Origin of the sequence: Lachnoclostridium sp., assembly GCF_031997925.1 — a bacterium.
Lineage (GTDB): Bacteria > Bacillota > Clostridia > Lachnospirales > Lachnospiraceae > Lachnoclostridium.
Genome location: NZ_DAMADT010000029.1, coordinates 21378 through 47450 on the forward strand (window position 1 = coordinate 21378; position 26073 = coordinate 47450).

The window sequence follows — 26073 nt, forward strand, 5'->3', positions numbered from 1 at the left end:
GGAATGACCTCCTCTACCTTACACTACTAAAATACTCTGCTATCGGACCAAGGGACAGCGCTGGGAAAAAGCTAAGTGCTCCGATGAGTAAAACAACGAATATTAATAAAAATACAAACATTGCATTCGTCGTTGACAAAGTTCCAGCAGTTTTTGCTATCATTTTCTTATTTCCTAAACTTCCTGCCGTTGCTAGTACCCCGATAATCGGTAAGAATCTGGCAAATATCATGCAAAAGCCAAGACTTATATTTAAAAATACGGTATTAGCTGCAAAACCCGCAAATGCAGACCCATTATTACCACCAGCAGAGGAATATGCATAAAGCATTTCTGAAAATCCGTGGGGACCACTGTTATTTAGATTTTCTGATACACTTGGCACGAATGCTGCAATACCACTGCCAACTAGTATCGCAATTGGTGTAGCTAGGCAGATAAGAACTGACCACTTCATCTCATATGGTTCAATCTTCTTCCCTAAAAATTCAGGTGTTCTTCCTACCATCAAACCAGCTATAAATACAGTTAAAATTGCAAAGCCAATCATTCCGTATAATCCAGAGCCAACACCTCCAAAGATTACTTCTCCCAACTGGATCATAAGCATTGGTATCATTCCGCCAATCGGAGTATAACTATCAAGCATCGAATTTACGGAGCCACTGGAAGCTGCTGTAGTAAATGCCGACCAAGTCGCAGAAGCTGAAATACCAAACCTTGCTTCTTTTCCCTCCATATTTCCGCCAGCTTGATCCTCTGTGCTGGTATCAACCTTGCTATTCCTAGAAAGTGCTGTTGTTCCGGTTTGCTCATTTACTGCGATAACAGAAAGCGCAATTACCAGACATAAAAACATGGCTGCAAATATGGCAATTCCTTGTTTCTTATTTCTCACATTTCTTCCAAAGGTAAATACAAGAGAAACCGGAATTAAAAGAATAGAAATCATCTCAACTAAATTCGTAAATGCATTCGGGTTCTCTAGCGGATGTGATGAATTGGTTCCAAAATACCCACCACCATTGGTTCCAGTTTGTTTGATTGCAATTTGACTTGCAGCAGGACCCTGAGGTATCATCTGCTCTGTAACAATCACCGCATCACCTATAACAATTCCATCCACAGTAACTACTTGATTTCGAATGTCTATCTTTGCGTCCTTAAGAATATTTCCACTTGTGTCTACCGCAACTGGCTCTAATAAGGAAGCGGTTTTTGGTGTACTAAAATTCTGAATTACACCACTGGATACCAAACAAAGCGATATCAAAAGATTAAGTGGTATTAAAATATGCAGGATAATCCTTGTAATATCGACAAAGAAGTTTCCAAGTCCATCTGTTTTAACCTTAATAAAACCTCGAATTAATGCAAATAAAATGGCTATGCCAGTGGCAGCAGATACAAAGTTTTGTACGGTTAGTCCCATAGCTTGGGAAAAGTAGCTTAACTGACTCTCACCGCTATATGCCTGCCAGTTCGTATTTGTAACAAAGCTAGCTGCAGTATTAAAAGCCAAATCCCATGACATACCTTTTACTCCAAGTGGATTGCCTGGCAAATATCCTTGCAGCATCAATAATAAAAATAAAAAAAGAAAACCTACTCCTGAAAACAATACCACACTTGCTGCATAGCGTTTCCATGTCATCTGCTCTTCCTTGTGAATTCCGAAAATACGATAGATTAAGTTTTCACAAGGAGTAAAAAATTTAGAAAAAAAAGTTTTTTCTCCATTCATAACCTTTCCGATATAAGCTCCCAAGGGAATACTTAGTGCTACCAGAATAAGTAAGTATCCGATATACGGAAGTATCATTTTTATCATTCTCTCTCACCTCTAATTATAACTTTTGATTTCTTTTACTCTCTTTCTATCTCTAATCATTTACCAAAGGATAGTTTTTGGCTTACTTCGCGTAATCCAATGTTTTTATCCCATTAGTGTCCACCCATAAAATCATGGCAGCTTTTATTATCCTTAGTAAATTTTTAACGGTCGACAACTTTATTTCGTATCCCCTGGTCTTTTTCTCATCAATCATATCATTATTTGTTTTAAGATAGTGTAAGGGTAATATTCCTAGAGATTAAGATAGTATAAAGATGAACAAAGAAAAAACCACAATCGGAAACATTTCACTGTTTCGATTGTGGCTATCTTTACTTTCGATATAAAACATAATCTGTAATTTCCTTCTTAAATCCAATCATAGATAGTGCTTCTTCTGCTTCTTTTGGATAATCCTTAATAATTAATCTGTTGCAATTCGGGTAAATACATTTTCGTTCATAGTCTAGTACGAATAGTTCCAAAGCATCTTTTAGTTCCTCAAAATCAAATACCTTCAGCGTTTTCCCTTGACGCTCAAACACCGCAATTGGTACTCCACCTGATAATGCAACTACGGTACCTGCAACTTGAACAAAGGAACGCTCTTTCTCATATGGAAAGTATTTTCCCCAGATTTGATATGGGTCCATCGCGGATAACCAAACGACTTCTTTTTTAGGGTGCTCTAGTGCATACATAGTGGATATAAAGTCTTTTTCACGAATAAATTGTATTCCTGAGAGCCCTTCTACAAAATACCCTCTTCTCGCCCTTTTCGTATATTCCCATACGCTAAGTTCCTTTAATGCTTCTGCCCAAGAGACTCCTCTAACAGTCTCTCTGCATATAATAACAACTTGGTCAAACAACCGCTCTAACTTTTCTTCAATCGTCCTATCTTTCAGTGGTCTGGTTACTTCAAACCTTCCAGATGACATAACCATAAATCTTGCATTCACTAATTGTCTAACATTACCCTTCTTTAGTTTCTCGCTATTTTGCCACATTCGAACGGGTACAAAACTATCAGCACAAACAAGTCCTTTCTCTAGTAAAGAAAGTATCGATTCATATGGAGATTTTCCAAAAAGTTGTGAAGTAAGACTATTTAAGAAACTAGCACCTCTTTTTTGTAAGGCTTCATAGAGTATTTGCTCCGTTTCCTCTAAAGGAAGTTCGGGTGTAGGAATGGTTGCCTCCCAATCAACATCCTCACTATAATGAAAACTTATCCCTTCTTTTCTTACTCGATATTGATAGTTACCTTGAGAAAGCAGGGTATCCAATATATCTGATCTGTATTTAGCAACTCTTGCAGGAAGCAAAACAGTTTCTAATAGAGAAGGTTGGAATACGAGACCAACTAACTGTTCCATTACTTTGCTAAGTTGCTCCCTTGGTGTTCCTATAGTGTTAGTCTTTCCTGCCAGAAGCGCTGCAAATCGCTCTCTTGGTAGAGTATTAATCTGTTCTCTTCGTTCAAATACCGTAAGCTTTAATGCCTTCTCATAAAGAGTCGTATGATAATAATATTCTCCTTGCTTAATAATAGCTCCCTGATCACATAGTGTCGAAATATTCGCATTGATAATGTCTTCCGGTAAATAATAACGTTCCCTAAGCTGCTCCGCAGTCTGCCCACCACGATACCTGACTGCTCGTCTCAGAATCTTCTGACAAGCTTGTTCTTCGTTTTGAATGAGCGCCTCTTCATATAATTCTAGCTGTTCAGTTGCAATCCATAACCCTGGCTCAATATAACGAACTCGCCCGTCGTTCACTAAACTTAATAACCAGTCAATTGGCACCTCAAGTTCCCCTGCAATAATATCTCCCTCCATCATTAAAAGACTATGGAGTTCTTGTTCATTCTCAGGTAAACTTACTCTTCTTGAAACTTCTTCTATCATCTTTTGTTCTGGTTGTAGATTATTCGCCTGCTCTAAAGCTTTTCTTGATGCGTCTAGAATTCCCATCGTGGATGGAGCATAATCATACATCATAGATCCTTCTGTCTGACGCCTAAATGGTAGAGACATAGGGGAAGGTAGTTCTAGATACATCTCCCTTACTGAAAGTGTATTCGATAAAATTCCATGGACCACATACATAAGCCCAGGCAAATCCCAGATATCCTCTAAACATTCTCGTTTCGTCTCTCGAATGATTGGATGATTTTGATAGGACAATATGGAATCCAGCATCTGAGCGCACCGCATACGCTGAACCCATAATGGTTGCCTTCCAGCTTTTCGAACTCCTAACATCATTGCTCTTCCCATATTATAGCGAAAGTTTATCTGAAAAAGTGGTGTTGCAATTAATCTAGCCTCAAGCACTCCTCGCAATGTAGTAGGTGATATGATAGAAAGCAAACCCTCCGGTAAAGGTTGTCCATCATACGGAAAAAGTAAAAAACCATCATCATCCACCACATAGTTAATTACTCTTTGTAATGACCTACTTGCAGCTTCTTGAATTAATATAGCAAGTGGCTCATTTACTTCTTTTCCAAATACCGAATGTACCATCATCTGATAATTACCAGTTTCGTCTTTAAAATGTTCAACGAGAATTATTTTATCATTCGGAAGGCAACCTGTTACCTTAATCTGACGTTTTATAAACTCACTTGCACCTGTGGCTGCAGCTTGATCTAATCCAAATTCTTTTAACTCCTCTAATAAACGATCCGCTTCATTTGCACGGGAAAGTTTTCGAAGTAGTTCACCAAAAGCCAAACCTGTTTTAAGACCTCTTCCTTTTTTTTCACCTTTCCAGAAGGGAAGTTTTGCACTTCCTGTGGAAGCAGGCGCTACGATTACCGCATCTTTTTGTATATGAACAATCTTCCAGCCAAAGGTTCCAAGCAAAAACTTCTCACCAACCCTTGATTCATATACAAATTCTTCATCAAGTTCTCCTAATTTTACGCCTTCTTCGCTTTTCACCTGATATAACCCTTTGTCCGGTATCGTTCCTCCTGCTGAAACAGCCAACATCCTGCTATAAGGATCTCCTTCTACTCTATCATGAATTCTATCGTAAAGAACTCTTGGTCTGACAGGTATCTCCCTTTCATGCTCATAGTCACCTGCTAACATTTTTAAAACATCATGAATATCCTCGATGGTTACCTCTAGGAATGGATAGGCACGTGATAAAATTTCTAATACCTCATGTACCTCATATCCGTCTCCCGTCGCCATGGAAACGAGGTGTTGCGAAAGAACATCCAAGCACATCCTAGGTGGTTTCGCATACTCTACCTTACCTTGTCTTGCAACCTCAGCAGTGAGCCCACAATAAAGCCCCTCAATTGGTGCCCTCGGAAACATTTGCATCACACTCACCCGATTCGGATTATGTCCTGCACGTCCTAACCTCTGCATCGTACTTGAAATTGTCATTGGACACCCTATTTGAAATACTTCATCAATTTCGCCAACATCAATTCCAAGCTCCATGGAAGAAGTTGCACATAGAAGTCGTAGTTTTCCATCTCTTAGGGATTGTTCTACTTCAAATCTTTGCTCCTTTGATAAACTACCATGATGAGTTCTCGCAAATCCATCACCACCAAGTTGATTCACATAGTGCGCAAGTTTTTCTGCATATCGTCTACCTTCCACAAAGGCAATGACACTACGAGCCTTACGGCTGGAATCATAGATAATCGCTGCAATCTCTTCCCAAACAGGAGTCTTCCTTATCCCCACTTCTTCAGACAATGGGCTGGTTATAATAAACTTTACTTTTTTTATCATCTCAGGAGCAACAATCTTTGCTGGCCCTGGTGATAAATAATTTGCAGCCAGTTCAAGCGGTTCAATCGTTGCAGATAATCCAATACGCTGTAGTGCTCTTCCACATAAGTGATCAAGTCTGGCTATCGATAGCATAAGATGTGCACCACGTTTAGAATCGATAAGAGCATGTAGCTCATCAATAATAACAGCCTTCGCTGTTTTTAAGATCCCCTGCCCTGATTTACTGGTAAGAAGTAAATATAAAGATTCTGGTGTTGTTATTAGTATATGTGGAGGATGCTTAATCATCTGTCTACGTTCTGCTGATGTAGTATCTCCGGTACGTAGAGCAATTGAAATACTAGGAATTACTGACGTTAACTTACATGGGTAATTTCCTTTCATTTCTTGATTCGTTGGTTTATTCGCCAACTGATTTTCTAGCTGGGTTATTAACTTATCTTCTTTAAAATCAGTTTCCTTGCCCTCTCCTAATACCTCCTCTTTTTCTTGTTTGATTATCTCTCCTAAAATACCATTTAGGGGTTTTTTTAAATTCTCCCTAATATCACCTGCAAGAGATTTTAATGGTGATACATAAATTACATAAAGCTCTTCATTTAATTTATCTTCTCTTGCTAACCGCATCAACTGGTCAATATATACTAAAAAAGCAGACAGAGTCTTACCAGTACCTGTTGGTGCAGATACCAGTGTATCAAATCCGTCTGCTATACTTCTCCACGCTTCTTTCTGTACAATCGTTGGTTCACCAAGTGTTTGCTTAAACCAACTTTTTGTAGCCGAATCAAACATTTCCATAGAATCTATATTCATCCGAAATATTACCTCCTAATAAGGCCGAAATTACAAACAAAAGGAGTACTGCCTTCCCTTAATCAAATAATAACATAGGCTCCATTAATTGTAAAATATTTAAGATGAATTTATTAGCCCTTCCACTATCTTTCTATGGCATTCTGTTTCATATTTACATAAAATTCGCAAAGAAGGAGGCCCCTATCACTGTTAATAGACCAGCTACCGCAATAGAAAGACTACTCATCGCCCCTTCAATTTCTCCCATCTCTAAAGCCTTTGCCGTTCCAACTACATGAGCTGAGGTACCGATAGCAATCCCCTTAGCGACAGGATGTGTAATACGAAATACTTTACATACCGTATCAGCAATCATATTTCCAAGTACTCCAGTAATTATGATCACTGCTACTGTTATAGTTACAATTCCTCCTAGCTCCTTTGAAATGTCCATACCAATCGCAGTTGTGATTGACTTAGGAAGTAGCGTTACATATTGCTCATGTGTAAATTGAAATAGATAGCATAATACAAGTACACTGAATAGACTTGTTACTACCCCTGATATAATTCCAATAAAAATAGCCTTTTTATGCTGCTTTAGTAACTCTATTTGTTCGTATAAAGGAATGGCAAGACAAACGGTTGCAGGTGTTAAGAGATAGCTTAGATATTTTGCTCCCTCCTCATATGTTTCATAACGTATATTACATATCGAAAGTACCCCAATTACAAACATAATCGAGATGAGTAACGGATTAAAGATTGCTAATTTCCACTTCTTTTTTACTATTAGTCCAATTTCATAACCCAACAGGCTAATTCCAACTCCAAAAAAAATAGAATTTCCAATGAATTCTTTCATTTATCTTACCTCTTCTTTCGATTCCACACGTTTTTTATCTTTTTTATTATCATGCAATATGACTCTTTGTGTAATTCTACCTGTCACTACCATTACTACTACCGTGGTTATGATAATAATAAGCACCAATGGCAACCATATTTCACTAATTACATTCCATGAAATCATTAATCCGACACCCGCTGGAATAAACATGAGTGACATAATTTCGATTAAGAAGTTACCAGCATCTTTCACAGATTTTACTGGTACTACTTTTGTCATCATTAGACCTAACATAATAACTAACCCATAAATACTCGCAGGTATTGGTAACGGGATATAATATTTTAGCACCTCTCCAACAAATGTTACCGCTAAAATAATACCAAACTGCCTTATATACTTCATAACTTTTCTCCATTCCTTTGTATAAATGTTTCTATGTAACTTCAAAAGAAGTAACAGAATTTAAATTGGTACTACCAATTATTATTGAATATTACTCCTACAATTTTTATCTGTCAATCATTTTATACAATCATTTCTTCATCTATCTTTTTATACAATCATTTCTTCATCTATTTTCTTTACAATCGTTTTTCATCTATCTTTTTATCTGTATGCTTACAAGAATACTCCCAACCTCTCAAATAGTTCTTCTTTTCTAACTTATCAAGTCATAAGCCAAAAAGACAAGGTATGTGCCTAATGCCTATTAGTGGATGTTAATCAGATTCCTTCTAAAGAAATAAGATATTCCAATAAACTAATGCAATAGATTTCTTAATCATGTATAATTAATGCGACAGAGTAACTCTTAGGAAACTGAAATTTTAATAAAAGGAGGAGGGTATTTTATGGACTATCGTAGATTTCAAAACCATTATGTAATTCGATTGGATCGTGGAGAAGATATTGTTACTAAATTAAAAGAATTAGCAAAAACAGAGCAGATTAAACTTGCTACTTTAAGCGGGCTTGGTGCATGCGGGAAAGTCACAGCAGGAATTTTTGATACGACTAATAAAGCTTATAAAAGTTATACCTTTGAAGGCGATTTTGAAATCGTTTCGATTAGTGGTACTATTACCACTATGAAAGGAGAGATTTATACTCACTTTCATATCAGTGTGTCAGATGAAAACGGAAATGTATATGGCGGACATCTAAATGAAGCCATTATCAGCGGAACTGGGGAATTAGTTTTAACTGTTATCGATGGTGTTGTTGAACGTGAATTTAGCGAAGAAATCGGGCTTAATTTATTAAAGTTTATATAATGTATTTATAATTAATCTATTTCCAAGCTTTATTTCTATAGAAAAAGGGGTTCTTTAGTTTTATTTCCTTTAGAAAAAGGACTTCTTTAGCTTTATTCCTATAGAAAAAGAATTTATGTTTTTTCTTTAAGGAAAAAAGACATTTGTTCTTCAGTAAATCTGTTTGTGCCCATACTATACTGAAAATATGATAACAAAAATAGACCTTATAAAATAGAGTTTTTAGAGAATTGATTCATAATGCTCATTTTTCTTAGTGTCTATTTTATATGGTCTATTTTTAAGTTCAAAACAAGTCGCATTTTTATATCACAATTCTATAATGAATATTGGTATTTCAGCTTTATTCTGCGAAAGTTTCTTTTTCTTTAGAATTCAAAAACTTAATTTAATTATGAGTAAGAATTTCGTATCTATTTCTACTCTTTAATTTAAATTGAAAGATACAAACTCTTCTGTGCTACTATCCGTACCAAGGAATACATGAAATTCACCTTTTTCACTGCCGAAGGATGAATCAGCCTTACAGAATCGTAACATCTCTTCTGTAATCTCAAAGGTAACCTTCTTAGCTTCACCCGGCTGTAACATGATTTTCTGATAACCTTTCAGTTCTTTTCTAGGACGTACTACACTTCCGACACAATCTCTGATGTAGAGCTGAACTGTTTCTGTTCCGGCATATTCCCCAACGTTTTTAAGAGTAACATATGCTTCTATTGTTTCTCCATTCGACATACTGTCCTTACTTAGCTTAAGTTCATCATATTGGAACTTTGCATAGCTTAGTCCATAGCCAAACGAATAAAGAGGTGCATTTGGAATATCCCTGTAATTGGATCGATACTCTTTTCCACCGGTTTTTGGATCATAAGGTCTGCCGGTAAAATACTCATTGTAATGCACTGGTACCTGACCTACACAATAAGGAAAACTCATAGGTAGTTTTCCGCTAGGACTTACCTTGCCGATAAGAGTATTTAAAATCGCAGTACCGCCTTCGGTACCAGGTAACCAGACATTTAAAATAGCTTTCGACTTTTCTGATACTTCTCTTAAATCCAAAGGTCTTCCTGTGAAAATAAGTACTGCAATATTCGGATTTACTTCATAAATAGCATCTAATAGTTTATATTGAACTTTCGGTAACGTTAAGTCAGATCGACTTGCAGCCTCTCCGGACATACGACGATGTTCTCCAAGTGCTAACACAATCTTATCTGCATTCTTTGCAGCTTCGACTGCCTCTTGTAACATTCTCTCTTCGTCTTCTTTACTCATCTCCTGCACATGTTGATTCGGAATTAAATCACTATCCTCATCTCCGAGTATGTTACAGCCCTTTGCAAAGGTAAACTCATAGTCCATTCTAATCTTATCTGCAGCTTCTTCTATTGATACTGTGTCTTCTGGTCTTCCTAACATAGACCAAACTCCATAGATTTCTTTTTCAGAAACAAATGGTCCAATAAATGCTATCTTCTCTTTCTTTTTCAAAGGTAAAATTCCATCATTTTTTAATAGAACAAAAGATTTTTCTGCGGCTTCCAAAGAAACTTTTCTATGCTCTTCACATAGTATAATTTCTTTCTCTTTTTCCTCATCTGCATCTTTATATGGATTTTCAAATAATCCCAATTTATTTTTTAAGGCTAATATTCTTAGAACTGCTTCATCTAATAACTCCTCTTTCACCGTACCATCTTCGATTAAAGATTCAAGATTTTTGCTATAGATACCCGTCATCATATCGATGTCAACACCAGCATTCATAGCAAGTCCTGCAGCTTCCTTTCGGTCATTGGCATAACCATGGTATAGAAGCTCTTCAATAGCAGCCCAATCTGAGATTAGAACACCATCAAATCCCATTTCATCTCGAAGCACATTTCTCATAAGCCATTGATTACCAGTAGAAGGAATTCCGTTTAACGTATTAAATGATGTCATCACCATTTCTACTCCAGCCTTCACCGCTGCTTCATAAGCTGGAAGATAATAACCTCTCAGTGTATTTTCAGAAAGTTCCACCGTATTATAATCCCTACCTGCGGTAGGAGCTCCATATGCAGCAAAATGCTTTACACAAGCTGCTATTTTATATTCTTCACCAACGTTTGTGCCTTGGAATCCCTCCACCATTGCGATGGCAAAGTCACTGTTTAACTTTGCATCTTCACCGGTAGACTCCATTACTCTTCCCCATCTAGCATCACGAACTAAATCGACCATTGGAGCAAATGTGACATGAACACCAGAAACAGCAGATTCTTTTGCTGCTATCTGAGCGCATCGTTTTGATACTTCCGGTTCAAAAGTAGCTCCTTGTGCTAATGGAATAGGGAATATGGTACGAAATCCATTGATAACATCTAACATTAGCAACAATGGAATATTATGAGGATGTTTTTTTATGTAAGCATCCTGTATCTCTTTGTATTTTTTTGCACCTAATAATCCAATAACAGATCCTGCCTGAGCAATACTTTGCTCTGTTATTCCATTTTCTCTGATCGGCCCTGTAAGTTCTACATCATCTATAAAAAAACCACTGGTAACTTGTAACAGTTGATTAATTTTTTCTGGAAGGCTCATATCCTGTAATAATTCTTTTAACTTTTGTTGATCCATTGTACGTTCCTTTCTGTCAAACATCATTATGTCTATTATCTATTACAGTAGTTAGAAGTTTGTGCCGAGGATTACGTAAGCACAAACTTCTGTGTGAAACTTAGAAGTTCTTCGGCACCGTATTGAGGTGCCCTAGAACTTCTTTTCACACATCATTCTTGGGTCTTTTGAATCTTTCTAACAGAACCTCGCTTCATAATTACAGAGTCATATACCATATGCTGTGAATTGTCTCCATTCATCATTCCGTGAAGCATAGATACCGCAGATAAAGCCATCTCTACCGCAGGTTGGTACACAGAATCCAAAGATGGATTATAAAACTCTGTCATTTCTATTCCGTCAAATCCAATAATTGAAATATCTTCTGGAATTCTTTTACCACTTGCTAACGCAGCCTTGGCAGCACCAATCGCTAATACATCCGAAAAGGCAAAAACAGCTGTCATGGAAGGATTTTTTTGCATCAATTGTTTCATTGCCAAAAATCCAGCGCGAAATCCGGCCCCACTTACTGGAACTCCGTTAGAAACTAAACTTTCATCTACTGGGATTCCACTCTCCTCCAGCGCTCTTTTATATCCTCGATAACGTAAGATGTTTGGAGTAACCAGATTACCCACATCTTTGTATAAAAATCCAATATCGGTATGTCCCATTTCAATTAAATATTTTGTTGCTTTGTAAGCTTCTTTTTCATCATCAATAATTACACTGGAATAGAGGGATGGATCCACATTTCCCTCTGAGTTTACAGTAAGTAGAACACAAGGAATTCCAAGTTGCTTAAATTTTGCCTCGGTATAGGAAGAGTAAGATCCCCCCATAATGATAATTCCACATAAATTGCTATGCATTGTTTCGCTTATTGCAATATCAAGCTCATCAGAGTTTTCATCAACGTTTTGAATGAGAAGCGGATAACCTCTTGATGCCATCTCAATTTCTATGACATCAATCATTTTAATAAAAAATGGATTGGACATGTATTTGACAATCAGCGCAATATTTTCAGACTGCGTTAACTTTAGATTTCGGGCATTATTATTCGGAATGTAATTGTATTCATTAATTACATCCATTACTTTCTTTTTTGTTTTTTCGCTAACTGATCCTGTCTGATTAATAACTCGAGAAACAGTTGCAATACCCACACCCGATAATCTTGCTATATCCTTAATATTGATATTTGCCATCATGAACCTCCACTATCATAGTATAATTTATCAGAAGTTGATTTCCAAAATCCAGATAAAAAGGTACGTTTTTGCACCGTCAATCTGATTATTGAAACATGCTTTTTGTTTCAATAAATATAATTTATCAGAAATTGATTTCCATATTTCTAATAAAAAGGTAAGTTTTTTGTTCCGTCAAAACATGCTTTTTGTTTTAAAATATAATTTATAAAAAAGGCTGCCGTATTCCTACAGCAGCCTTTTTATTAGTTATTTATAATAGGCGTAAAGGATGCTAATTGATTTTTTAATTCGTCCAAAACCTTATCAATACCTGCTTGTTTTAGCTGGTTTCTGTATTCTTCAATAGCAGCTGCTACATCGTCTGTCTTACCTAACATAAGCTGTATACCAATGGTTGAGTTAACGTTAGATATCGCTGAAAGTTCAGTGCTAACGTTGGAGGAATCAAAGCTAAATCCTGTATAAGGGTCACTAAGATGTTTCTCACTCCACTCTTTGGATTTTTCGTAACGGCTAGGATGCTCTGTTCTACGAGGAAGTTTAAATTCTGAGTTACTAAATGCCCAAGCAGAAAATCCTCCTGCGTCTACAGCTTCATTGAAATTAGCTGGTTTTTCAAGGAAACCATCTTTAATTTCATATTGACGTCCCTCAATACCATACTGCAATAAACTATAATAAGATTTATCAGTTAAGAACTTTTCAATTACCATAACACATCTTTCAGGATGTTTCGAATTTGCATTAATAACGGTTATATCCTGTGCTGGTGAACTTTGCATTACTTTGTTATGATCTTCTGCGAAATACCATGCGGCAATATCCTGGTCTGGTAAATTACCATGAACGCCGGTATAGTTTCCTGTCCAATCTCCCATGTGTGTGATGTAGGAGGAAGACTGACCATTCTTATACATATCTTTATCACCGGTGGAAGCAGATAGAATATCCTTTGGCCAATATCCTTTTTGTTCCCACTCATCAATCATTGTCACAAATTGTGCAAATTCATCCGTAAATGCTGGGTGTATAACATCCTTAAAGTCTTTATAATCACGAGTTACAAAATGCATTTCACTGGTAGATATACCAGGAGCAGGTACCCAGTTTCCTGTGGTATCTATTAGCATTTTATAAAAGTCCATAGAAACTTCTGCATTACCATTGATAGGATAGATGCCATGAGCAACAGAAGCATCAAAATAAGCAATCATAGATTGTAAATCGGTAACTTCTTTAATACCCCATTTTTCACAATTCGCTTTATTGTAGACAAAACCAGTATTGCTATAACCTGCTCCAAGGGTTGGAACACCGTAGATTTTACCATCAGAGGTTGTTGCTGCCCAGCTTGCTTCTGGCACTTTGGATTTTAATGTTGGAGCATACTTATCTAAAACATTAGTGATATCATATAAAGATCCTTGTTTTGCCAATGTATAGAATGGTACCGCTGTATTGATGGAAGCATAAGCCATATCAAAAGATTCATTGGAAGCCCAGATTAGCGGATACTTGGTTCCAATATCACCCCAATCTATGTACTTAATTTCAATGGAAGTATTGATATCTTTTGTCAGTTTACGATTAATCTCTTCTAAAATATCCCCGTTTGCTACACCAGCGGAACCATACAGATACATAACAAGATTTACATGTTCTGATAAGTCGTCTTCCCCATTCGACTTATTCCCTGATGAATCCGTTTTTGCCCCTTTGCTGCATCCCGCTAAGAGAACGCTCACCATAATGAGGCTTAAGATACTGCGCATAACTTTTTTCATTTTCATAGTTTTTCCTCCTTTTATTTTATAGGTCTTCTACTAAAAAGTAAAGCCTATAATATCATTTTGAAACAATCATCCTTTTACAGAGCCTATCGTAAGTCCGCTTACAAAATATCTCTGAACAAAAGGGTATAATAAGATAATTGGTCCCGTTGTTAATACTGCAGTTGCCATCTTAACAGATTGCGTTGGAATGGTATTAACATCAATAAAATGACCTTGACTGGTTAACGCTTCAATACTTGTTTGATTAATCATCTTTTGTAAATAATACTGTAAAGGATATTTGGATGGGGTATCAATATATAAACTAGCACTATACCATTGATTCCAATAACCTAGCGCAAGGAAAAGCCCAACTGTTGCTAAAGAAGGAATAGCAAGTGGCATAAATACTTTTCTATAGATAGTAAAAGCTCCTGCACCATCCATGTTAGCAGATTCATATAATTCATCTGGTATGGACTTCATGAAATTTCTCATCAAAAATATGGACCAAGCACTAATTAGTCCTGGGATTATCATCGCCCAAATACTATCTTTTAAATGCAGATATCTTACATTCAATATATAGGCAGGTACGAGACCTTCACTAAATAGTGTGGTGAAATAGATAAAAAAGGAAAAGAAATTTCGATATTTAAAATCCTTTCTATTAAGAACATAACCTGCCATAGACATTGTGAATAACCCAAGCACTGTTCCAACTATTGTAGTAAATATTGTTACTTTATAGGCATCAATTAACTTTTTAGGGTTGTCTAATAAGTATTTATAAGCGGCAAGGCTCAATTCTTTAGGAAATAGCTTATAACCTTCTGCTACAATCTCTCTTTCTGTCATAAAGGAAGAGGAAATCATTAAAACAAACGGGAAAAGACATAATAATGCGAAAATTCCAATTACCACATAACATATAATTGATAACGCTCTATTCCCTTTGCTCATTTTTATGGAACTTCCACCCTGGTGATTTTTCTTCATTTTCTACCTCCTTCTGTTTAAAATAATGCACTCTCTGGCTCAATTTTTTTAACTATCAAATTAATGGTAAGAACTAAGATTAAGCCAAACACGGATTGGTATAGTCCAACTGCAGCACTGGATGCAAAATTGAAAGAACCAATTAAACTACGATATACATAAGTATCAATAATATCCGTCTGATGATAAAGGAGTGAATTGGTACCAATAAGGTTATAAAATAAGTCAAAGGATCCTCGTAAAATGCCTCCAAGACCAAATAATAATAACAAGATAAAGGTCTGTTTTAAGAGAGGAATCGTTACATAACAAATTCTTTGTATACGACTAGCACCATCAATATAAGCAGCTTCATAAACCTCGGTGCTAATTCCTGTGATAGCTGCTAAATATACAATCATTCCATATCCTGTTGTCTTCCAAATATAGAAAAAGACGATTATGTATTTCCATATCCCAGGATTAGAATAAAAGGAATAACGCTCCATACCTAGATTTACTAATACAGTGTTAATAAAACCGTTATCGAAATTAAATAAGTTATATGCAAAAACTCCGACTACCACATAGGAAATAAAATGAGGAAGTAAGATTACAGATTGAGAAAATTTCTTAAAATATTTATTCATTATTTCAGACAACATAATTGCCAATATAATCTGTAGCGAATGGCTTAATATCAAAAATACTATATTGTACAATAACGTATTTTTTGTAATTCTCCAAAGATCACCATTCTTTATTAAAAACTCAAAATTTTTAAATCCCACAAAATCACTACCAAAAATTCCTTTGTTGGGATTATAATTGACGAAAGCAACATATGCTCCGGGCATCGTAATGTAAGAAAAAATAATAAAATAAACGATTGCCGGAAGAAGCATAAGAAACATGACCCAATTTTTACGCATTTCTTTTCCAAATGCTTGGAACCCCCGCTTTACTTTCAATTTTGTTCCTCCAATCTTTTTATTATCAAAACTAGGAAATAAGATTAATGTTCGAATGATTGGAAACGTTTCCTTCTGTTTTGATATGTTTATAATAATTCATTCCATATTTTTTGTCAATATGTCAATTATGTCAATATATAATATTTTTATTTGTGCAATTTATCCAAACGATCCTTTTATCCATTATTTGCCCCATAATCATATTTCCTTTTATATCCTTCGACATTTATTGATATTTACTATTTTTCTTGACATCTAAAACTCATTCTTGTATACTTCTTGTGAATTGGAAATGTTTCCACTTGTTTTATGAAGGAGGTAACTATATGATACTAAAAACATTGTCTGCTCCAATCATCTTAAAAAATGGTAATAGCACATTTACTTTTTTACCTGGAGGAGACAACTTCGAATGGATCCATGAATCCATTATGATTAATGCTTTTCGAGCTACCACATTGGATGGTTCCACCAATAATTTGTATCTTCGAATATACAAAGAAAATTCCATCGCTTTCTATCCTTTAATTGGGATGCATTCCAAAAGCACTATAAAATCCGGTGCTTCCACACTTATTTTTGAAGGTGTAGCAGAGGATATTAACTATACCGTTACTTTTCGTCTAACCCCATACGGTATTTGGTTTTGGGACATATCTCTTTCTGGAAATTGCCATAAAGCTGATATCATTTATTCCCAAGATATTGGCATCGGTTTAAAGGGAAGTGTTAATTCCAATGAATTGTATTTAGCGCAATACTTAGGCCATAGTGTTTTTCAAGGGGATTACGGGTATGTTATTTGTTCCAGACAAAACATGGCTCAAGACAAATTTTTCCCATACCTCCAACAAGGTAGCCTTGGTATACGTTCCATTGCTTATTCCACCGATGGCACACAATTTTTTGGTCTTTCTTATAAAAAAACAAATATCCCTGAAGCATTGTACGGGAATCTTCCAAGTAAAAATAAACAGTTTGAGTTAGCTCATACTGCCCTTCAAACTGAAGTCTTTTCACTCTCCGGAACAAAGCAATTCTCTTTTTATGGTATTTGCAAAGTTAACCATCCAGAAGTAATCTGTGAAATTGAATACATACAGGAATTAGAAAAAGCCTATGCTTACCATGAGACCGGAAATTTCTTGCCTGTTAATGTTCCTGCACTTTGTAACCTAGGAGATCCTTACGCTTCTTCTCATTGGAATACTGAACAGGTAGAACATTATTTCCCAGAGAGACTGCTTGAAGAAAAAAAGGATGAATCCTTACTTTCCTTTTTCACACCAGATAAAAGTCATGTTGTACTACAAGAAAAAGAATTGGTGGTAGAACGTCCGCAGGGACATATTCTTATGACAAATTTTGATGTAACTAAGGTTCCTCAAGGTGTGGTAAGTTCTACAAACTATATGTATGGCGCATTTAACTGCCAGTTTGTAGTAGGAAATACAACTTATAATAAACTACTATCCAATCACAGAGGTTTACTAAATACTCAAAAAGATAGCGGCCAAAGAATCTTTGTAAAAATTGGTGATTGCTATAGACAGCTTACCCTACCAGCTGCCTATGAGATGAATGTTGCGGGCAGTACCTGGTATTATCAGTTAGATGAGGATGTTTTAATGATAACCTCCTTTGTAATGTATGATCGACCAGAAATTGTACTAAAAGTTCAATCTCTCGGAGATAAAAACTATGATTATATAGTTACTCATCAACTCACAGTAGGACCGAATGAGTATGAACATGAAATTAGAATGACGAGAGAGGGTAATGTACTACAGTTTTACCCAGACGCACCTGTTATTACAAATGATTTTTATCCTGAGCTTTCGTTTAGAATGAGAATACCAGAGAACAGTACTGTATCAGACGATCGCATCTTCTTTCAAAATAATACGACGGTCAATCCATCTTTGTTATCAATCGAAATACCTCAATCGTCTGGCTTTGATATTGTTATGCAAGGCTTCGATACAGGAAATGTAGTTCCGTTTTTAGAGCAGTATGATTATAAAGAGCAAATGGAGGCTTATCGTAATTACTATGATCATTTGATTTGTGATTTTAGATTAAGTGCTTCAAATGGTATGATTCCTCTTTCCGCTGAAAAGTTAAATGCAATTATACATTGGTATGCTCATGATGCCTTAATCCATTTCGCTTCTCCACATGGTCTTGAACAATCTGGTGGCGCAGCATGGGGTACACGAGATGTATGCCAAGGTCCGATTGAATTTTTCTTAGCTACAGGACATTTTCAACTTGCACGACACATTCTATTAACTCTATTCTCCCATCAGATAGAGGGAGTATTTGAGTGGCCTCAATGGTTTATGTTTGATAATTATCCTATGCATCAAGAAGATTGTCATGGGGATGTTGTTTTTTGGCCATTGAAAGCTGTCAGCGATTATATACAGGCAACCGGAGACGCATCCATTCTTAATGAGCTTGTAGATTACCGTACGGCGAAAGAAGCTTTGCCTACCAATCAGCCAGAAACAATATTAACTCATATTAAGCGTGCTGTCACTACAATTAAGAATCGATATCTATCCGGTACCGCGCTAATTTCCTACGCTGGTGGGGACTGGGATGATACCTTACAACCGGCCAATAGTAAGTTAAAAGATAATCTAGTAAGTGCCTGGACACAAGCACTGGCTGGACAGACCCTAGAACTTCTTAGCAATGCTGTCAAGGGAATCGATCTTACTTTTACAGATGAATTAACTCATATGGTAGAAGATATCAGAACTTCCTTCTATCAGTATTTGATAAAAGATGGAGTTATTGCAGGTTTTCTTTATAGAGAATCCGAGGAACATATGAAATATATGTTGCATCCAGATGATACGGAATCCTCCATCCGCTATCGACTTCTACCGCTAACCAGAAGTATTATAGCACAATTGGCTGATCCTAAGTTGGCAGCTCGTAACTTAGAAATTATAGATGAACATTTGGCATGTCCGGATGGTGTTCGCTTAATGGACCATCCTGCTAGTTATAACGGTGGAACCAGTAAAATATTCTTACGAGCAGAACAAGCTGCAAATGTTGGTAGAGAAATCAGCCTACAGTACGTGCATGCACACATTCGCTATATAGAAGCTTTGGCAACTATGGGACTAGGTGAAAAAGCATGGGACGCATTAATGCGTATCAATCCGATCTTATTGACAAATTATGTACCAAACGCACTGACAAGGCAAAGTAATGTTTACTTTAGTAGCTCTGAAGGATGCTTTGATGATCGTTATGAATATGCCAAAAACTTTGATAAATTAAGAACCGGAGATATTAATGTAAAAGGTGGTTGGAGACTCTATTCCAGCGGTCCTGGTATCTATATTCGAAGGGTCATTTCAGATTTGCTAGGAATTCGTTTCAGTGATAATTGCATCCACATCGATCCTGTTATAACAAAAGAATTAGATGGAGTAACGCTTCAATTTACTTGCTTTGGAAAGACAGTTTTCTTTACCTATCATATCGATGACACAATGGATAAACATATTTGTGTAAAATCCAATCAAAACGAACTGTCTGGAGACAACTTAAACAATATCTACAGAGACGGTGGTATTCAGATTGCAAAAGATGTTTTCTTATCTGCTGCTATGAACGATAATAATTTTCATATTTATGTTAAAAACTAATATTTCTATATGACAATTGCTAAAGTGGAGGATGAACATATGAAAGTTGTAACATTTAATATCCGTTGTGATTATAATCAGGATGGTAATAATAACTTTCAATATAGAAAGGAATTAATATTACCAAAATTAAAAAAAGAAAATGCAGATATTGTTTGTTTCCAAGAAGCATTACCGCATGTTGTAAATTGGTTAAAAGAGAATTTAGAGGATTATTATATTCTTGGTTGTGGTAGAGAGAAGGATTTAAAAGGTGAACAAAATACCGTTGCTATTAAAAAGGAGAAATATCAGTTAATATCAATGAATACATTTTGGTTATCATTGACTCCTGATGTACCAGGAACTAGGTATGAAAAGCAAAGCATGTGCCCAAGATCAGTAACTGAAGTTTTTTTACAGGACTTAGAAACAGAAAAGTTATATTATGTCCTAAATACTCATTTGGATCATGAAGGCAGCGAAGCTAGAGTTCTAGGAATGCAGCAATTACTAAAACACATGAGTGGGGTTGCAGAGCAAAAGAAACAGGCGGGCTTTGGCCAGGTAGAATTGATTTTAACAGGAGATTTCAACGGATATCCTGACTCTGAGGAAATTAGGTTAATTGAAAATAGTGGATTTTTAAGAGACCTAACATCAGGTATGGAGGGAACTTTCCATGATTTTGGAAGAATGCAGCCAGCGGAAAAGATAGATTATATCGTGGTATCCTCCGGATTAAAATGCTGCACTCGTGAATTATGGAAGGATTGTGAGAATGAAGTTTATCTTTCTGACCATTATCCGGTTAGTGTGGTACTGGAAGAGGTATAAACGGTTAGATTACGTACAAACTTAAAAAAAGTTGCAAGAAAACAAACCCGATTCTGATTGTCAGAATCGGGTTTGTTTTCTTCTGCACAGCAAAATCAAAAATTCTCGCAATGTTATTTTTTAGTAGTCTTTGATGTATCGCCAGTATTAATAGTTTTCCACAAGCATATAGCATAAATCGAAAGTACACCTACTTGTATAGCAAGAATAATCAATGCTGTTTTATCAAGTGCATCACCTGTAATACTCGAGATATAATCATGTGCCGCATGCCAGATAATAACTATCCATAGACTTCTTGTAATACTTACAATTTCAGCAAGTACAAATCCTACTAAGAATGCAAAAAATAACTGTAATACAAGATATAATGGACTTTTTCCATTAAAAATATTTGCAAGATGAAGAGCTCCAAATACGACAGAAGTCCAAATAATGGCATTCTTTCTTCCCTTCTCTTCCATAAATTTCAGTGCAAGTCCTCTAAAATAAATTTCCTCATTAAAACCAACCGCAACTGTAAAAAATAATAAAATAAAATATTGTAATACTGAAACCTCTGAACTAAAACCCGCGATAACTATTGGGAGTATTTCTACAGCCAATAACGGTATATACCACCATACTTTATGATTTGTATCTTTTTTACTTAATTGAAATCCATAATCAGAAAGCGTAAATCGAGTTTTTCTCATGATAATAATACCAATTGCTATTGAAATTATGAGGAAAACCGTAGTTACTACAATTTGTACATTGGTATCTAACCATATTATTTGTGGAACTGCTGTTCCAAGCGCTGTAATAAATGTACAAAGTAATCCAATTAAAATTGCAGAAAAGTATGGATGTTTCTGATAAAAAGATTCTTTCATATGTTATATTCCCCCTCATTTTTCAATTTTAACATTAATCCCATAAAGGAATTGTTTAGTAATCTTCGATTTTCTTTATCATTAAATTTGCAGTTATTAGTTGCAAACATAGCTGCAATCCCATGAGTCGTAAGCCATATTCCTGTATACAGCTCTTTTGCTGCATTTATGCTTAACCCAGTTATTTGACATAACATTTCTATGACTTTATCATCTCCTTCTGTATTTCCTGCAATATCCATTATGCTTTGTTCTCGAAACACATCCGACATAAATAGTAACTTGAATAGATTCTTCTCATTCTTAGCAAAATCAATATATGCAAGACCCATATTAAGAAAGCCATCCTCTGAATTTTCTCCTGCACTCATCATGCGCTCATTATAAATATTCTCAGCCATCTCATAAACTGCAGTCTTAAGCCCTTCCATTGAATTATATGTTCGAAATATAGGATGCACGGAACATCCTATTTCCTTTGCTAAATCACGAGCGTTTAAGGAATCCATCCCTTTCTCCCTAACCATGCGAATCGCTACGTTCATAATTTCTTCTTCTGTAACCTTAATTTTCGGTGGCATAAAATCCTCTCCTTCTAAAGTAGCTAACGTTACCTAACAATCGTTACTCATTATAAGGTAAAAAATGTATATTGTCAATCGGAACTTATAAGAGGGAATACCTGAAAAGCACCCTATCACTTATATGATAGGATGCCAATTATATATTACAGTGAAATTTAATTTCGTCTTCTTTAATATGACTTTTTCATTCATCACATATAATAAATCTGTGCTGATATGATTTCCATTAATTCATTTATTTTCTAAATCCCAACACACCAATAAATTATCTTTTCCCATACCACAAACATAAGGATTACTATCATATTTATAGCAAAATTCAAGAAAATCTTCTTTCTCCTACGAATCAGTCATAATTTTCTTTAAAATCTTGTCGTTAAACCATCAAAAACATTAAATTGTCTAATGCTACCTGTGCTGCCCTCAAAGAAAACACTGTTATGAATAATTTTTACAATCGTGGTTTTTCTTTAACATTTCTAATCAAATTTACTTCATTTGCATAATTAAGTGTTAGTTCTGCGTCGTAAACTAATATGACCTTATACTTTAATTTGTACTGTAAAAAGAGATTATGCTTTACCATTTAATGATTCCATGATTCGTTTTACGGTATATTCAACCTTAAATTTCTCGATGCAATCTAAATTTACAATATTTTTGTACCCAGCGGGATTACCTGCATATCCTAATGGCACCAGAGTTCGCGTGGCTTCACCACCTCTTCCCCATTGTTCAAGTTCCTTATTTGTTAACGATGTGGATTTAAGATTTTTCGCAACCTCCTCATTTACCAATTCGCTAAAATAATGCTTTATGAATGCAGTCTCGTATCCACCCGCATGAATGTCAAATAAACCGATCTCCGATTTATCCATTCCAGCATAAAACTCTTCGGGATACTCAGGATTTAAGACCAAAATAAAGTCCTCATCTCCCTTTAATCCTATTCTGCTTAAATCATAAAAATCTACTAATATACGGATATTTAAACCCAATTCATTTCTGCCAGTTTTGATTGCGTCTAAAATTGCCCTTATATGTATTACATCACCATGACAGTTATTACAGAAAATATTATGAAACCCCCAATCATGAAGATTTTTAAAAATATCCATTAGAACGGCCATCATAGTCTCTGGTCTCACCGAAAAAGTTCCTGGGAATCCACCTGTACAATGGTTAATTCCCCAATAATATGGTGGAACAATCAACGCCCGCTCTCCTTTATTATTTAATTCTTCTAATATACATTTGCAAGAAGCATAACTCCAGTAAGAGTCAGTTCCTAGCGGCAGATGCGGTCCATGTTCTTCAATGACTCCAAGAGGAAATAATACAATTTGATTTTCTTTAGATGCCTTTTCAACCTCCTGCCATGTCATGTCCGCCATAGTCTTTTCAAAAATCGAATATCCCATTTTATTTCCCCCCATATTTTAATAGAGTTATTTTACAGGAATTATACAAAAATTGTAAGACTTTAATTTTATCCTAATTTATGGTATAATATATATAAATAAAGGAACCTTGCTTTTATCTTTTTCCATCCACCAATTTTACAAAGCATCTATCGTGAAGATGCTTTGTTGCAACATTTATAATATTTTTAGATTGATTATTATTCCTTGTCAATTAAAGAAGCACCCTACTATCCACTATTAACTAATACAACCTAACCTAAGTCAGACTCTCAAAAAACAGTATCATTGAAGTAATCCAATAGCAGGTGTTTTAAAAAAGAGGATATATGTATTGACCGAACAAATCGGAATACGTATATCCTCTTTTAAATTAACAATCCACAATGGTAGCTTCCGCAAAAAACTGTGGTAAATGAAAATTAGGCACAGGGTTTTGAATAGGGGAGTAACTTGCATAATGTTCTATGCTTGGGTCCTCACTAATTTTATAGCAATTGAAGGCAAATTTATCACCTTGCTTTAAAGGTCTGCCCTCATTAAAAGTACAAATCAATTCCATCGGAATTTTAAGCAATATGTTCCAATCATTATCATTCAACTCAGCCTTACATATCGCATGATAAGATGTAACATCAGATATCTTTCTTCTATTTTTGATGGTACCACAATGGCTGAGCATTGCACCATTTGCATTCATTTCAAAGTTAAGATATTCGAATTTCTGATTATCCGGTCCGAAATTAATAAATATCTCGAGACCACTATCCTGATATACCGGATCTTCATCCTCGGTAAACCTTCGTAGAGGGTTTTGTTCCACTGCTGTCATAGAAACAACGAGCCCATAATTATCTAGTAATGCAATCTGTGCAAATGCCTCCACTCTATACCCTTTCGTCCATTGAAAATGGTCGATATAACACACTGGGCATTCCTTCAATTGTTCTAACTCTTTGATTATTTTTACCTGGTATATGGTAATCCCTCTTTTCTATTATGATTTTTATTCGTACCCATTCGGATTATTAATCTGCCATCTAAAGGCATCTTCACACATTTCTTCCAAATCTCTTTTAGCATTCCAACCAATCTCCTCTTTCGCAGAGCAGGATCAGCATAGAAGGTTGCAATATCGTAGAGACTCCGGCTCCACCCGTTACTAATATTGCCATAGTTCCCTCCTATCCATATGTCCCATTAATGATATCTCCTTTTGACACTTTTATCAATAAGTTAAGTTTTCTCTACATGTATTTCTTAACAATCTGATTCATCTGATCCCAATTACGTTCCATATCCTCTACTAACTTTAACTGTGTTCTGCAACGATCCAAATTGTGATTTTCTCTGTGAATTCTAAAATAAGTATCACCTTGTAAATAATCGGTTAAGAATCTCATTCCACATTCCAGTGTCATGAGTTTCGCTCCCATTGGAAGCATCTCCATTTCTTTATGTATCAAGCTGCCATTGCAGCCTTCAAGGTAGCCTTTGGTATATAACTCAAACAGCTCCAAATCAATTGATACCTTGGATAAGTCAGTCTCATCCTCTGCTGCAGTGTTTGCTCCAAATCTTATCGAATCACCAAAATCATTGATGGAGAGACCGGGCATTACGGTATCTAAATCAAGGACACAGATTCCTTTTCCCGTTGTCTTATCTATCAATATGTTATTTAATTTGGTATCATTATGTGTTACACGTAGCGGAAGTTCACCTTTACTGAGCATATCCATACATACCTTCATATCTTGTTCTCTTGCAATCAAGAAATTTATCTCATCCTGTACATTTTTTACACGATCGTATGTATCCTTTGCAATTGCTTCTTGAAATGATTTAAAACGGGCTGGTGTATTATGAAAATCAGGAATTGTTTCATACAAACTGTCTGCATCATACTTAGCCAAAAGATTTTGAAAACGTCCAAAAGCTACTGCGCTTTGATAAAAATCATCCGGCTTTTCCACCTTGTCAAAGCAGATTGCATCATCTATATATTGATATGCTCTCCAATAAGCTCCGAAGCTGTCTATGTAAAACTTTTTGCCATCCTTTGTACTAACTATGTTCACAGTTTCCCGGTTAACATCACCATTGTTTTTACGGATTACTTCTTTTAAAAATGAAGTAACTCCCCATATGTTTTCCATCAATTGTTCAGGGTTCTTAAAAATTTCGTGATTCAAACGTTGAAGGATATACTTAACCTTAGAATCGCCTTGTTGAAATTCGACTATAAATGTATCATTAATATGTCCGCTTCCGTATATTTTGTGATTAAGGTAGTAACCTTTAAAATCAATTGCTTGAATAGCTTCTTCTATTCTAGCACAGTAACCTTCTCTCGTCATCGTAGCCTTCCCTCCTAATTTAATCCCATAATTGTCTGGGATAGAACCCTTTTTCTTGAAATGTTTTCATAGCGTTTATTAAAATCGAATGATTTTAATAATAATACGAAATGCATTCCTCTCATCCATAGAATTATTCCATTCTTTTTATCTTGTATTTATGCCATATACTATCGCATTATACTTGTAAAATCAAGTACTCTTATACTATATTACAAAAAATATAATAGGTTACAGTACTTTTGGTATGAAAGTAT

General features: G+C 35.6%; 17 protein-coding genes. 3 read left to right on the plus strand and 14 right to left on the minus strand.

The genetic code is table 11. The features are described from left to right. Positions 1 to 13: 13 nt before the first annotated feature. From kdpA to RTP52_RS15905, 4 genes are all read right to left on the minus strand, one after another. Positions 14 to 1831 carry a potassium-transporting ATPase subunit KdpA gene (gene kdpA, locus RTP52_RS15890; RefSeq protein WP_312372434.1) on the minus strand — a complete coding sequence of 606 codons (1818 nt, stop codon included), beginning with the start codon at positions 1829 to 1831 and terminating at the stop codon, positions 14 to 16. Between the two features lie 335 nt (positions 1832 to 2166). Further along, the gene (locus tag RTP52_RS15895) at positions 2167 to 6423 is read right to left on the minus strand and encodes a DEAD/DEAH box helicase (protein ID WP_312372435.1); all 4257 of its coding nucleotides are present in this window, start codon (positions 6421 to 6423) and stop codon (positions 2167 to 2169) included. Positions 6424 to 6577: 154 nt separating this feature from the next. Further along, positions 6578 to 7270 carry an LrgB family protein gene (locus RTP52_RS15900; RefSeq protein ID WP_312372437.1) on the minus strand — a complete coding sequence of 231 codons (693 nt, stop codon included), beginning with the start codon at positions 7268 to 7270 and terminating at the stop codon, positions 6578 to 6580. Beyond that, positions 7271 to 7660, minus strand: coding sequence for a CidA/LrgA family protein (locus RTP52_RS15905; RefSeq protein ID WP_312372438.1), 390 nt, complete (start codon positions 7658 to 7660; stop codon positions 7271 to 7273). It lies immediately after the preceding gene. Between the two features lie 449 nt (positions 7661 to 8109). Here RTP52_RS15905 and RTP52_RS15910 point away from each other — a divergent pair, with 449 nt between their 5' ends. Beyond that, positions 8110 to 8532 (plus strand): PPC domain-containing DNA-binding protein, encoded by a 423-nt coding sequence (locus RTP52_RS15910; RefSeq protein WP_312105433.1) that lies wholly within the window; start codon positions 8110 to 8112, stop codon positions 8530 to 8532. Between the two features lie 426 nt (positions 8533 to 8958). On the opposite strand, the gene bglX is transcribed toward RTP52_RS15910, so the two are convergent. The 5 genes from bglX to RTP52_RS15935 form a co-directional block, all read right to left on the minus strand. After that, complete coding sequence (gene bglX / locus RTP52_RS15915) at positions 8959 to 11163, minus strand: beta-glucosidase BglX (RefSeq protein ID WP_312372439.1); 2205 nt, start codon at positions 11161 to 11163, stop codon at positions 8959 to 8961. Between the two features lie 152 nt (positions 11164 to 11315). Continuing rightward, positions 11316 to 12359, minus strand: coding sequence for a LacI family DNA-binding transcriptional regulator (locus RTP52_RS15920; protein ID WP_312105428.1), 1044 nt, complete (start codon positions 12357 to 12359; stop codon positions 11316 to 11318). A 248-nt stretch (positions 12360 to 12607) separates the two neighbouring features. Then, on the minus strand, positions 12608 to 14155 hold the full coding sequence (locus RTP52_RS15925) for an ABC transporter substrate-binding protein (protein ID WP_312105425.1): 1548 nt from the start codon (positions 14153 to 14155) through the stop codon (positions 12608 to 12610). 69 nt (positions 14156 to 14224) lie between these two features. After that, positions 14225 to 15136: a carbohydrate ABC transporter permease gene (locus RTP52_RS15930; protein WP_312372441.1), complete on the minus strand. Its 912-nt coding sequence runs from the start codon at positions 15134 to 15136 to the stop codon at positions 14225 to 14227. A 17-nt stretch (positions 15137 to 15153) separates the two neighbouring features. Then, entirely contained in the window at positions 15154 to 16086 is a 933-nt protein-coding gene (locus tag RTP52_RS15935; protein WP_312105419.1) for an ABC transporter permease, read from the minus strand. 329 nt (positions 16087 to 16415) lie between these two features. Between RTP52_RS15935 and RTP52_RS15940 the strand changes: the two genes are divergently transcribed. Next, on the plus strand, positions 16416 to 19760 hold the full coding sequence (locus RTP52_RS15940) for a GH36-type glycosyl hydrolase domain-containing protein (RefSeq protein WP_312372442.1): 3345 nt from the start codon (positions 16416 to 16418) through the stop codon (positions 19758 to 19760). A 39-nt stretch (positions 19761 to 19799) separates the two neighbouring features. Beyond that, on the plus strand, positions 19800 to 20576 hold the full coding sequence (locus tag RTP52_RS15945; protein WP_312101694.1) for an endonuclease/exonuclease/phosphatase family protein: 777 nt from the start codon (positions 19800 to 19802) through the stop codon (positions 20574 to 20576). A 113-nt stretch (positions 20577 to 20689) separates the two neighbouring features. Here RTP52_RS15945 and RTP52_RS15950 read toward each other — a convergent pair whose 3' ends face one another. From RTP52_RS15950 to RTP52_RS15970, 5 genes are all read right to left on the minus strand, one after another. Beyond that, entirely contained in the window at positions 20690 to 21451 is a 762-nt protein-coding gene (locus tag RTP52_RS15950) for a CPBP family intramembrane glutamic endopeptidase (protein WP_312101696.1), read from the minus strand. Continuing rightward, positions 21448 to 22032: a TetR/AcrR family transcriptional regulator gene (locus RTP52_RS15955; RefSeq protein ID WP_312101698.1), complete on the minus strand. Its 585-nt coding sequence runs from the start codon at positions 22030 to 22032 to the stop codon at positions 21448 to 21450. The genes RTP52_RS15950 and RTP52_RS15955 overlap by 4 nt, the downstream gene beginning before the upstream one ends. 575 nt (positions 22033 to 22607) lie before the next feature. Then, positions 22608 to 23456: a creatininase family protein gene (locus RTP52_RS15960; RefSeq protein WP_312372444.1), complete on the minus strand. Its 849-nt coding sequence runs from the start codon at positions 23454 to 23456 to the stop codon at positions 22608 to 22610. Positions 23457 to 23829: 373 nt separating this feature from the next. Continuing rightward, positions 23830 to 24399 carry a carbohydrate-binding family 9-like protein gene (locus RTP52_RS15965; RefSeq protein ID WP_312101703.1) on the minus strand — a complete coding sequence of 190 codons (570 nt, stop codon included), beginning with the start codon at positions 24397 to 24399 and terminating at the stop codon, positions 23830 to 23832. A 304-nt stretch (positions 24400 to 24703) separates the two neighbouring features. Then, a complete protein-coding gene (locus RTP52_RS15970; RefSeq protein WP_312372445.1) occupies positions 24704 to 25816 on the minus strand; it encodes a phosphotransferase enzyme family protein in 1113 nt (370 codons plus the stop codon). Positions 25817 to 26073: the final 257 nt, after the last annotated feature.

What these genes read in the sequence shown, in the direction of transcription:
- kdpA (WP_312372434.1), bottom strand. Translation starts at nt 1,831, where the DNA reads ATGATAAAAATGATACTTCCGTATATCGGATACTTACTTATTCTGGTA.
- RTP52_RS15895 (WP_312372435.1), bottom strand. Translation starts at nt 6,423, where the DNA reads ATGAATATAGATTCTATGGAAATGTTTGATTCGGCTACAAAAAGTTGG.
- RTP52_RS15900 (WP_312372437.1), bottom strand. Translation starts at nt 7,270, where the DNA reads ATGAAAGAATTCATTGGAAATTCTATTTTTTTTGGAGTTGGAATTAGC.
- RTP52_RS15905 (WP_312372438.1), bottom strand. Translation starts at nt 7,660, where the DNA reads ATGAAGTATATAAGGCAGTTTGGTATTATTTTAGCGGTAACATTTGTT.
- RTP52_RS15910 (WP_312105433.1), top strand. Translation starts at nt 8,110, where the DNA reads ATGGACTATCGTAGATTTCAAAACCATTATGTAATTCGATTGGATCGT.
- bglX (WP_312372439.1), bottom strand. Translation starts at nt 11,163, where the DNA reads ATGGATCAACAAAAGTTAAAAGAATTATTACAGGATATGAGCCTTCCA.
- RTP52_RS15920 (WP_312105428.1), bottom strand. Translation starts at nt 12,359, where the DNA reads ATGGCAAATATCAATATTAAGGATATAGCAAGATTATCGGGTGTGGGT.
- RTP52_RS15925 (WP_312105425.1), bottom strand. Translation starts at nt 14,155, where the DNA reads ATGAAAATGAAAAAAGTTATGCGCAGTATCTTAAGCCTCATTATGGTG.
- RTP52_RS15930 (WP_312372441.1), bottom strand. Translation starts at nt 15,136, where the DNA reads ATGAAGAAAAATCACCAGGGTGGAAGTTCCATAAAAATGAGCAAAGGG.
- RTP52_RS15940 (WP_312372442.1), top strand. Translation starts at nt 16,416, where the DNA reads ATGATACTAAAAACATTGTCTGCTCCAATCATCTTAAAAAATGGTAAT.
- RTP52_RS15945 (WP_312101694.1), top strand. Translation starts at nt 19,800, where the DNA reads ATGAAAGTTGTAACATTTAATATCCGTTGTGATTATAATCAGGATGGT.
- RTP52_RS15950 (WP_312101696.1), bottom strand. Translation starts at nt 21,451, where the DNA reads ATGAAAGAATCTTTTTATCAGAAACATCCATACTTTTCTGCAATTTTA.
- RTP52_RS15955 (WP_312101698.1), bottom strand. Translation starts at nt 22,032, where the DNA reads ATGCCACCGAAAATTAAGGTTACAGAAGAAGAAATTATGAACGTAGCG.
- RTP52_RS15960 (WP_312372444.1), bottom strand. Translation starts at nt 23,456, where the DNA reads ATGGGATATTCGATTTTTGAAAAGACTATGGCGGACATGACATGGCAG.
- RTP52_RS15970 (WP_312372445.1), bottom strand. Translation starts at nt 25,816, where the DNA reads ATGACGAGAGAAGGTTACTGTGCTAGAATAGAAGAAGCTATTCAAGCA.